This is a genomic window from Methylomonas subterranea (genome assembly GCF_024505185.1).
Taxonomy (GTDB): Bacteria; Pseudomonadota; Gammaproteobacteria; order Methylococcales; family Methylomonadaceae; genus Methylomonas; species Methylomonas subterranea.
The window spans coordinates 1-10,859 of the sequence record NZ_JANIBJ010000062.1; the positions used below are offsets into that span (position 1 = coordinate 1).

Annotated in this window: 8 protein-coding genes and 1 pseudogene; all 9 read right to left on the reverse strand. The window is 54.8% G+C overall.

The window, feature by feature from the left end; translation table 11 throughout:
* Positions 1 to 246 (reverse strand): annotated as a pseudogene (locus tag NP590_RS19745) (PepSY domain-containing protein); the annotation flags it as partial.
* A 60-nt stretch (positions 247 to 306) separates the two neighbouring features.
* Positions 307 to 942 (reverse strand): c-type cytochrome, encoded by a 636-nt coding sequence (locus NP590_RS19750; protein WP_256604454.1) that lies wholly within the window; start codon positions 940 to 942, stop codon positions 307 to 309.
* Positions 943 to 998: 56 nt separating this feature from the next.
* Entirely contained in the window at positions 999 to 1,574 is a 576-nt protein-coding gene (locus tag NP590_RS19755) for a peroxiredoxin (protein WP_256604455.1), read from the reverse strand.
* 10 nt (positions 1,575 to 1,584) lie between these two features.
* A complete protein-coding gene (locus tag NP590_RS19760; RefSeq protein WP_256604456.1) occupies positions 1,585 to 1,971 on the reverse strand; it encodes a hypothetical protein in 387 nt (128 codons plus the stop codon).
* A 217-nt stretch (positions 1,972 to 2,188) separates the two neighbouring features.
* Complete coding sequence (locus NP590_RS19765; RefSeq protein ID WP_256604457.1) at positions 2,189 to 3,652, reverse strand: DUF1501 domain-containing protein; 1,464 nt, start codon at positions 3,650 to 3,652, stop codon at positions 2,189 to 2,191.
* Between the two features lie 168 nt (positions 3,653 to 3,820).
* A complete protein-coding gene (locus tag NP590_RS19770) occupies positions 3,821 to 6,163 on the reverse strand; it encodes a DUF1549 and DUF1553 domain-containing protein (RefSeq protein WP_256604458.1) in 2,343 nt (780 codons plus the stop codon).
* Between the two features lie 76 nt (positions 6,164 to 6,239).
* The gene (locus NP590_RS19775) at positions 6,240 to 6,719 is read right to left on the reverse strand and encodes a rhodanese-like domain-containing protein (RefSeq protein WP_256604459.1); all 480 of its coding nucleotides are present in this window, start codon (positions 6,717 to 6,719) and stop codon (positions 6,240 to 6,242) included.
* Between the two features lie 645 nt (positions 6,720 to 7,364).
* Entirely contained in the window at positions 7,365 to 8,324 is a 960-nt protein-coding gene (locus tag NP590_RS19780) for an SMP-30/gluconolactonase/LRE family protein (protein WP_256604461.1), read from the reverse strand.
* A 75-nt stretch (positions 8,325 to 8,399) separates the two neighbouring features.
* Positions 8,400 to 10,859, reverse strand: a 2,460-nt coding sequence (locus tag NP590_RS19785) for a TonB-dependent receptor (protein ID WP_256604463.1), incomplete at its 5' end; no start/stop codon positions are given.

Consider the following 10,859-nt stretch of genomic DNA (forward strand, 5'->3'; position numbering starts at 1 on the left):
GGCTTTGAACGCCGCCGCCGAGGCTTCCCGTTGACCGGCGCTACGCTCCCAGGCTTCGCCCACACTCAGCCATCCGGGCTCGGGCGCCAGCGCTTCGGCATGCAGCAGTTGCTGAGTTCTGGTTTGGGTCATCGGCGTGGAATACATGATCGATATGCCGCTGGCAAACCACACCAGCATAAACACCGCCAAAACCACACCCAACCAACGGTGGACTTCGTACAACAACCAATTCAACGTCTTCATGAATATCCTCCTTCCGTTACTACTTACAGTTCAAGTTCCATCGGTTTTGCGAACCCTGATTTATCGCCCGGACAGGTAATTTGCCAACGCATCGATTTCGTCGTCCCGTAGCGCTCCGGCGATTTTATTCATCACCGCATCGGGGCTATTACTGCGGCCCTCATGCTTCCAGCCGGTTAACTGGCTATGCAAATACACCCTGTTCTGCCCGGCAATGAGCGGATAAACACCGTGTTCATCCCGCCCGCCCTTTCCATCGTTGCCATGGCAGCCGGCACAGGCGGGGATATTTCTGCCCGCGTCGCCCCGCTCGAATAATTTTTCGGCCTCCGGGAAGTCGCCGATACGCGGCCCGCTCATGACGGGCAGACTGGCAAAATAAGCCGCAATATCGGCCATGTCCCCCGCCGAAAGATCCTCCGCCATAAGATTCATCACTTCATGGTGCCGGGCACCGCTCTGAAAATCACGCAGCTGTTTAATCAGATAAGCGGCAAATTGACCGGCATGATTGGGTATGCGCGCATCGCCACTCATGCCTTCGATGCCATGACATTCCAGGCAACGGCTATCGTCGGCTTTAATCCTGCCCAATTCCGGATTACCCGGACCGATTCGCGCCGCCGGATCGACCGCTTCCACCCCAAGCGAAGCGGCCGGCAACAACAAAATACCGGCAATACTTGCGGACAACACCCAAAAACGAATATGAGTTTTACTTTGTCGCTGTCGTCTCCCCTTCAAAATCTGACCTATTTGACCGCCAAACCTTGTACGACCTCCAGGGCTTTTGCAACATTCTCGGCCGGCTTCAAACCGCCTATATTGGCGACGATATTTCCATCCGGGGTAATGACGAAAGTGGTTCTTTCGGCAAAACCATGGTCAATCGCCGCGCCGCGGCTATCGGTTTTACCCGGTGTCGCTTCGCGAACGGCAATATCGTACGACTTGGCGATCTTGCCGTCGGCATCGGACGCCACCGGGAATTTGCCGGCGCAATATTCCGGATCGGCGGAGTAGTCGTTCAACCGTTCGATGCTATCCAGGGAAACTCCCACGACAGAGGCTCCGGCGGCGGCGAACTGTTCGTGCTTGGTGGCAAAGGTATGAGCTTGAATATTACAGCCGCCGGTATAAGCGGACGGATAGAAATACACCACCACCGGACCGCTTTTTAACGACTCCCGTAGCGAATACGTGAAGGATTTCCCCGCCAGCGAAGCTTGAGCCTGAAAATCCGGCGCGGGATGACCTTCCGGTAAAGCGGCGATGGCCGCGAAGGCCAGCAGGCTGGGCAATATACATTTCAGCAATAAGCGTTTCATTATTATCCTGTCAAAGCGGTTTATATTTGTCGTGGCAAACACCCCGACATTGTTTGGAGAATTCGTTGGCGGCCGTGCCGGCGCTATTCAAATCGTTGGTACTCAGCGCGCTGAGTATGTTACCGGCCATGGTCTGATACTCCCTGGAATTATGTACCGCGTCTTCGGCATCGCCGCGTTTGCTGAAATAGCCTTCCACCAGCTTGAAGGCATCCAGCAATTCCTTGGTCTCGGTAGTCGCCGTGGCTACATCCTGAGCGGCGATATTGTTTTGGACATTTTGAATTTTGGTTTCCACATCATTCATCAGTTCCTCGAAATCGAAGTCGGCTTCCGCTGCCACCGCTCCACTAATCAGCAGGCAAGCGAAAACGAGCAACAAATTTGCCTTACGCATATCTAGCTTGGTTCCTTATTACATTAATCGAATCGGCGTTGCGCGGACTATACCCGGGGTTGCGCCAAAAAAACCTTCCGAATCTTGACCCTTTAAGCCTAGGCGCCACCCCGACATTGCAAAATGACCGGGATGCGCCGAACTGCTTAAAGCGCAACATTTCGATTAGCTGGCTACGCCCCCCCCGGCATCCACGCATGGAGCGAGGCGGGGCGTATCAAGCCACCAATTCCTTGATAACCTTGCCGTACACCACGGTTGGCCGCTCGGAACGCCCCTGATATTTATAAATCAGCTTCAAGTGATCCAGACCCAACTGATTCAACACCGTGGCATGCAAGTCATAGGTATCGACCTCGCTGCCCTTGGCCGATTGCACGCCCAATTCGTCGGTACTGCCGTGGGTATAGCCGGCCTTGACGCCGCCGCCCGCCATCCATTGGGTGTAACCCCAAGGATTATGGTCGCGACCGTCGCCGGATTCGCTCCAGGGAGTGCGGCCGAACTCGGAAGTCCACACCACCAAGGTGTCCTCCAGCATGCCCTTGGCCTTCAAGTCTTTCAACAACCCGGCGATCGGTTTATCGACAATTTTGGAATGCTTACCATGATTTTCCTCTATGTTTTGATGCGCATCCCAATCGCGGCTGTCGCCCTTGATGTCGGTGGGACCGGATACCACTTGTATGAAGCGCACGCCGCGTTCCGCCAAGCGCCTAGCGCGCAGCAACAATTCGCCGTAAGGCTTGGTGATTTCTTCATCCAGGCCGTACAATTTTTTGGTGGCGTCGGATTCCTTGCTGAAATCGACCGCTTCCGGCGCGGTTTCCTGCATCCTGTAGGCCAAGTCATACGACTCTGTACGAGCCTGCAACTCGGTATCGGTCGGATAACGGCCGGCATGCGATTCGTTGAGCCGGCGCAGCAGATCCAGCGCATTGCGTTTTTCGCTGTCGGCCACATACTGCGGATTTTGCAAATGCAGAATCGGCGAATCGCCCGGCCGGAACGGCGTACCTTGGTATACGGCCGGCAAGAAGCCGGACTCCCAGTTGGTAACCCCGCCGCGCGGCTCGCGCTTGTCGTTGTAAAGAACCACGTAAGCCGGCAGATTATGATTGGCCGACCCCAAGGCATATTGAACCCAGGCACCCAGGGTTGGACGGCCGGGATTCAAGCCGCCGGAATTCAATTTCATGATGGAAATATCATGGGTGGCGCCAACCGTGACGCTGGACTTGATGAAAGCCAAGTCGTCGGCATGCTCGGCCAGATTAGGCAACCAGTCTGAAAACCAGGCGCCGCTCTGACCGTGTTGCTTCCAGGTTCTCTTCGTGGCTATCAGTTTGGTGACACCGCCCTGCGTACTGGTTTTGATGCCCTGCAAAAATGAAGCCGGAATCGGTGTACCGGCCCTTTTTACCAATTCGGGTTTGTAATCGTACAAATCCAGGGTGCTCGGTGCGCCAGCCATGTGCAGCCATATTACCGTTTTGGCCTTGGCGGCAAAATGCGGTGCTTTCGGAGCCAGCGGATTCTCGCCGGCAATTGCGGCGAGCGCGGCATCGTCAGCCAAGGCGCTGGCAATTACGCCGCCACCCGGCAGCAAGCCGCTCACGGTAAGACCGCCCAATCCATAGCCGGTTTTGATCAAAAAGTCGCGTCTGGAACTGTTGCTCATAATGTTACTCTCTCTTGAAAAGTTGGGATTTGACCAAAAGCCGCTTTCCGAAATAACCCTCCGGGAAAACGTTTGAGTGCCATGGCAAAAAGCGACTCACGGCGAAACCCCATGTCTGTTTAAGCCGCCGGCCGGGCTAATACTAACCATCGGCCGGCGGCGCCATATTTAGAAGCGATAGATGAACTCGTTTGAGTTGGCCACCGTGTGTACCAAGTCGACAAATGCCGCCGCGCGAATCGGGTCATCGATCTTCTTGTCTTTGATTTCGGCCGGTACGTTGATTTCAAACTTGCCGTTTTCCGCCTTGGCGCTGATAACCTTGGCCTGCTCGTCCAGGAAGGCCTGTAAGGTTGCAAGTTCATCCTCGTTGGCGTTACGGGCAAACAAAATCCGGTACAAACGATTGATGCGATCCGCCTCCTCCTCGCCTGCCTCGTTGATTACACGGCCCGCCAGCGATTTAGACCAATCGAAGATCACTTCGCTATTGAACAGGGTCAAAGCTTGCAGCGGCGTGGTGGTCACTTCGCGTTTACTGTGCGCTTCCTGCGGCGATGCCATATTGAAGGAGTCCAGAATCGGATACGGAATACTGCGGCGGGTAAAGATGTACAGGCTGCGGCGATTGTGATCCTTCTCGTCCTTGGAGGTACGCCACATGCGATCATTAAACCCGGCGGCATTATTGTTTCTGTAATTGGTATTAATGGCGGACGGCAAGGGTGCATACACGCTGGGTCCGCCCACCGTATCAACCAACTTGCCGGCGGCAACCAGTAACGAGTCCCTGACCTGCTCGGCTTCCAGACGTTGCCGGGGAAACACCGCCAACAGTTCGTTTTCGGGATCCACCTGTTTCACATCTTCCCGGTAGTCGGAGGCTTGACGATAAACGCTGGACAGCAGAATTTCCTTATGCAGCTGTTTGACACTCCAGCCATTTTTAACAAACTGCTTCGCCAGATAATCCAGCAACTCGGGGTTTTTCGGTTTTTCGCCGGCTTTGCCGAAGTCCGATAGCGTTGCCACGATGCCTTTACCGAAATATTGATCCCACACCCGATTGACGTATACGCGCGAGGTCAACGGGTTGGTCTCGCTGGTCAACCATTTCACCAGAGCTGTGCGGCGGCCGGATGAAAATGCCAAGGGTTTTATGTCCGGTTTTTCGCTGGTTATGGCAGCGGGGAAAGCCGGCTCGACCTGTTCGAGCGGTTTCTCGTGATCGCCCACCGCAAATACGAAGCTGGGCGGCGCATCCGGGTGACCCAGCTCGGTCATGGCGGAAATGTTATTGGAACTGGTGGTTGGCTTTAAGTCGTCGAATTTACGCAATTCCTTGTTCAACTTTTCCAGTTCGGCCCATTGCTCGGCAACTTTTTTATCGTATGTTTTAGGATCGGTACTTTCGCCGCGTTCCTGAAAGAACGATTGCAGACTGCCCTCCGTAGTCACATTGGCCAAGCGATGATTGACCCAGCGATCCTGTGCGGTCCATTGCTCCTTCGGTTTAAAAATGGCTTCGCGCGAGTCGGTCAGGTAACGTTCCTTGTGATATTTGAGCGCTTCCTCGCGATGGGTATCGATAATGGCTTTTTGCTTGGCGCGGATATCCTTGGTGGCCGCCTGCCATTTATCCCACTGCGCCTGCCATTGCTTTTCCACCTCGCCTTTATTGCTAACCGGAATATTATCCACCGGGGCGATATTGGCAAAAAAAGCTTGAAAGGAGAAATAATCCTTCTGGCTGATCTTGTCGAATTTATGGTTATGGCAGCGCGCGCATTCCAGGGTTTGACCCAGCACCACTTTACCGACGGTATCGGTGATATCGGTGGTGATTTGATATTTACGTTGCACCAGGTCGCGCGAATTGCTGTTGTCGGGAAACTGAGCCATGAAACCGGTGGCGATCAATGCCTGCTCGTCGCCCGGCCATAATTCGTCGCCGGCCAGTTGCTCCTGAATAAAACGGCTGTACGGCTTGTCCTGATTAAAGGCATTGATCACATAATCCCGGTATCGCCACATATTCAAACGGTCATTGTCGTTCTGAAACCCCGTACTGTCGGCGTAGCGCGCCAAATCCAGCCATTTGCGGCCCTGGCGTTCGCCGTATTTGGGCGAAGCCAGCAACCTGTCCACCAATTTTTCATAAGCATTGTCCGAATCGTCCTGGACAAAGGCATCCACTTCTTCCGGGGTTGGAATAATTCCCCAGACATCCAAGGTAGCCCGGCGGATGAAGGCGGCTTTATCCGCATCGGGCGACGGCTTGAGGCCCTTTTCCTCCAAACGCGCAAGCACAAAGGCGTCGATGGGCGTGCGCACCCAGTCGCTCTGCGCAACATCGGGCACCGCCGGCGGATTGACGGGCTGATAAGACCAAAGCTTGGCCTTGGACGATTTCCCCGCTTCATCCGCGGGCTTGTCATCGGCGGCCAGCGGAGCACCGGTGATGACAACCGCCAAGCCCCAGACCAAAGCGGAATACACTTTTTTGTTCATTTGTTCACTCCAAAAAAGACGGCTTGAGGGTTGTTTCCCCGCGACCACTGTTTATAACCATTCAAGATAAATGCGCTTAATGATGTTCGGCATGCTCATCGGCTTTTGGCGCGGGGGGGACGATTTTGTTGATCGTGCCGCCTTCTTCCTCGTAGTTCTGCGAACCAATGGCACCAACCACCTTAAAGCCTTTATCCAGCAACAAATCGCCCGCCTTGCCGGCGCGACCGGCATGGTTGGACACGGTTACGATCGAGCGCTCCTTGGGAATAAACGGCAACGCACTCTCCAACTCATTGATCTGCACGTTCAGATAGACCGGGAAGGTGCCGATTTTGGATATCTCGTCAGGGCGCCGCACGTCGACGATCAATAATTGTTCGGGCTTGGCCAGCAAGGCATCGATTTGGGCTCGGTTCAACTTGGGGGTTTTTGCCGTGTAAGGCCTTTGAGCTCCGGCTTCCGCCTTCTTTGTTTCCGTGTGTCCGGCGGCAAGACTGGCCGGACTGGTTACCGCCAACGCCAGAATAGTCAGCGCAAGAATTTTTTTTGTCATATGTTTTCTCATTTTATTTTTTACCAAACGCGCACCAGTTGGATGCGCAAGTACAAGGGCTGCAGATGTCGAAATGCAACTACTGTGCCACGACTTGCTTCTTGATGACGGCATAATTCAGGCTATTGTTTTGTAAGATAATTCTTTCAATAACAAGCCCACGCGGCTTACTACCGACCTCCCCAAATCATCAGCCCGACGTCACGACTGATGATTAAACAGCAGACGCGCAACACACCCTGCTGCTGCGTTAACAAAAGCCCCGATGCCCACGCGGATAGAGCTCAGCCTCTAAAATTCCCGCCGAAGCGGCGTTAGCTAAAACTTGCGGGCAAAAAAAAGGGCAAGGAACACGCCTTGCCCTTCAGAGGTCAACCACAACGCTTTAAACAAGACCGTAACGGCACGCGGACTCGCCTAAATCGGGAAACGCCGGTTCCCGTACCGGCAAACGTAATGCTTTTCTCACCATTCCTGGACCGTTGTTCCTTCAACGGCCTGACTTTTGGGATCGAAGACAAACAAGGAGACTGGCAACTCCGATCCACCGGTCAGATCCCTGCCGGATATTGAAAATAAGGCTGGGCAACAGCACCCAATACTCTCTAGTCAGCCCCCTCAATCGGAGAGCAACCGCGTTCATGCCTACTTCGCCCGCTCGGCAATACCATGAGTAAGCAACGGAATCTTGTACGCCGCGCCGCGTCCGACCACGTACAGGATATTTTTATCCGCGCCGGCAAAGGCCAGATTTTGCGGCTTCTTCGGCACCGGTATCACACCCAGCGCCTGGCCCTGGGGATTAAATACCTCAACACCTGCATTGGAAGCCACGAACAAACGCCCCTCGTCATCCAAGGCCAAACCATCGGCGCCGCTGGACCAGACACCGTCGTCACCAGCTTTCCAACCCGCCAGTTTGGCGAAATCGCGCCGATTGGAAATCGATCCGTCCGCCGCAATGTCATAGGCCAAAATATGCTCGCCCTGGGTGTTGGCCACATACAGGGTTTTTTCGTCCTTGCTCAATTGAATGCCGTTGGGGCGTTCGATGTCGTTGGCCAATTGCTTTAAATCGCCTTCGGGACTGATGTAATAAACCGCGGCGCGCGAAGGTTCCGGATTAGGCTCCTCCTTGGTGGCGCGGGTACCGCTGTCGGTAAAATATATGGCGCCGCTATTGGCCCTGACCAAGTCGTTGGGACGCTGAAATTTCACGCCCTGATAATTTTTGGCCAAAACCTTTTTTTGTTTGGGCGGATACACCACGCCAACCTGGGTATCCTTGGTTTGCACGGCAATTAACTGGCCGTCCGGCGTCCAGGCCAAGCCATTGGCGCCATTGGACTTTTCCAGAAAAGTCGACACCTTATCGTCAGGGGCGATGCGAATAATCTTGTTATCCTGGGTTTCGGTGAACAGCAAGCTGCCGTCGCTATAGCCTATCGGGCCCTCGGTACCCTTGAAGCCATCCTTGATCAGTTCCAGCACCACGCCGCCGGCGGCCACGCCGGGGATGGCGGGAGTAACCGGATCGTCGGCCCGGGCCGCGGCCCCGTAAAGTAAAGCCGTGACACTCAGTGCTATGAGAGATTTGGAGAACATGCTTATTTCCTCTATAAAGTTTTAATCAGTTCAAACAAAGCGGGGCAACGCAACATTGCCCCGTTCGATAGCCGTTTAGAATTTGGCTCTGAAATGCACACCGAAGTAGCGCGCATCGCCATAGCTGGCACTAACCGCGCTACGCGCCGAAAAATTGCCGACGTTGGTGACGTATATGGTGTCGAAAATATTGCGTCCCACCAGATCCAGGTTGTATTTGCCGTTTTTGGTGCCAAGACCGATGCCGCCGTCGGTGACGTGATATGCATCCTGCTTGCCGTAGCGCGACAAACTGGCATTGTAGTTGGCCGCCGATTTATAGCTGTCGATCAGATAAGCGTGCCATTGCAAGCCATAATCGTTGCCGAGTCCAAAGGTCAGCGGAGCCCGATAATCCACCCCATAGTTGGCGGTAAAGGCCGGGGCATTCGGAATGGTATTGCCGGTTTGATCGCAAGAGGTTTCACCTGTAATTTCCGGCGGACACGGCGCATTGTCGAAATCGGTATAAATGGCTTTGTTGTATGAGCCGTTCAGGAAGAAATCCAGGCCTTCCGCCGCATTCCAGTTGGTTTCCAGTTCGACACCGCGCAGCTGTATGCCTTTGACATTGCCGAGTTGCGTTTGAAATTGCCCTTCTCGCAAAGGATCGGGGGCCACCAGTTGAGACTGAAAACCTTCGATATCGGTTTGATAAAAGTTGACGTTAGCCACCAGTTTACGATCCAACCAACTGCTTTTAACGCCGAACTCATAATCCATGACCTGCTCGGGCTTGACGTTCTGCACGGCTCCGGTACTAAAGTTGAATTGAGCGGCACCGGATTTTTCGCCGCCGGCCACGGAACCGTAGACCATGACATCTTCCGTAACCTTATAGCTGGGGTTGACCAACCAGTTTTGCGAGTTCTGATCGAAACCCTGCCGCGGCGCATCCCATTCGGCGGTCAGCTGTCCGTTACGGATGGCTTTGGCGTCTGTAATATTTTGCGCGGTGGCACCAATTTGCGCACCCAACGCATCCAGGTCGCTACCGCCTATATTTCGGCTCCAGCCGGTGTTTTCCCGGCGTTCGAAGGTGTTGCGCAAACCCAAGGTCAAGGTAGCCTCATCGGTGATATGCCAGTTGATTTGCCCATAACCGGCAAAACTGTCGGTAGCCGGCACCACGCTTTGATTGAACAGGGTATTGCGCATGGAGGCAGCCATCATTTGGCGGCCGACGGCGCTACCATTCAAGCGGTTATATTGCGCGTTGGAGGCAAAAAAAGCGCCGGCGTCGTTGCCGAATAGTCGCTGATTGAAGGTATCGGCGATGGTGCGCATAGCGAAAATCCCGGCTTGATAATCGATAACGCCCGGCTCCTTGGAAGCAATGCGGAACTCCTGCGACCATTGCTCGTTTTTAATGGTCCAGCCGGCGATGCGTTCGATATCGGCTGTCGAGCCGTCGCCGTCGTGATTGGGTTCGAACAAGGCATCCCGCCACGCCGAAATCGAGGTAAACCGATGCCCCAGTTTATCCCAGTTGATTTCCGCCGAGACCCCCGAACCGTCGGCGCGCGATTGACGTCTGTCGTTGTTGGCCATGGCGCGCGGATCGCCGATTACCGTCAGCGCCTGGCCGTTGGTGGTGATGTTATTGAACCAGCCGCGGTCCAGACGGCTGCTGAATGTGGTGTTTCTGCGCTGGCCGTTGTCGAAATGGGTCGGATCGACGACCAGCGGACTGACGCTCATGGTTTGGTTGGAAAAGGTCTTATCGACGATGACCCGCGCGCTGAGTTCGTCGCTGGGCGTCAGCAAAAATTGCAAACGGCCGCCCATGCCTTCGGTTTCGCCCAAGTCCCCTTCGGAGCGATGAATGTCCAGATTTCTAATATAGCCGTCGCGTTTATCGATATAACCCGAGGCGCGATAAGCCAATAAACCGGGCAGAATGGTGCCCGTGGCACCGAATTTTCCTTGCAAGGAATCGCGATTACCGGCAAAGCCATCCACGTAATAACTGTTTTTGAACGAGGGTGCCTTACTGGTAATGTTCAACAAACCCAAATTACTGTTTTTGCCCTGCAAAGTGCCCTGCGGCCCCCGTAACACTTCTATCTGATCCAAGTCGGCGAAGTTCGACCAAGCCGAACCCACCCAGGCCCGCCAGACGTTATCCACCATCACCCCGACGCTGGGCTCCATGGATTCGTTACCGCTGTTCTTGCCCAGACCGCGTAAGGCGATACTGGTTTGGCGGGCGTTTGCCGAGGTGACACCGAGATTGGGGGCGCGCCGCGACATATCCTGCACGCTGACGATATTGTCGCGTTCCAGGGTTTCCCGGTTGATGACCGCGATCGGAATCGGCACTTCCTGCAATTTTTCTTCCTTGCGCCGCGAGGTTACCGTCACTTCGGCCAGATTCTTCGGTTTTTCGGCTTCCTCCGCCTCGGCTTCGGCGGCAGCCGCCTCGGCCTGGGCCAATTCAGCCGCCAGCTGCGCATCAACCGCCGGATCCGCAGCGGGCGCGGCCGCCACGGCCGC

What these genes read in the sequence shown, in the direction of transcription:
- NP590_RS19755 (WP_256604455.1), bottom strand. Translation starts at nt 1,574, where the DNA reads ATGAAACGCTTATTGCTGAAATGTATATTGCCCAGCCTGCTGGCCTTC.
- NP590_RS19760 (WP_256604456.1), bottom strand. Translation starts at nt 1,971, where the DNA reads ATGCGTAAGGCAAATTTGTTGCTCGTTTTCGCTTGCCTGCTGATTAGT.
- NP590_RS19765 (WP_256604457.1), bottom strand. Translation starts at nt 3,652, where the DNA reads ATGAGCAACAGTTCCAGACGCGACTTTTTGATCAAAACCGGCTATGGA.
- NP590_RS19770 (WP_256604458.1), bottom strand. Translation starts at nt 6,163, where the DNA reads ATGAACAAAAAAGTGTATTCCGCTTTGGTCTGGGGCTTGGCGGTTGTC.
- NP590_RS19775 (WP_256604459.1), bottom strand. Translation starts at nt 6,719, where the DNA reads ATGACAAAAAAAATTCTTGCGCTGACTATTCTGGCGTTGGCGGTAACC.
- NP590_RS19780 (WP_256604461.1), bottom strand. Translation starts at nt 8,324, where the DNA reads ATGTTCTCCAAATCTCTCATAGCACTGAGTGTCACGGCTTTACTTTAC.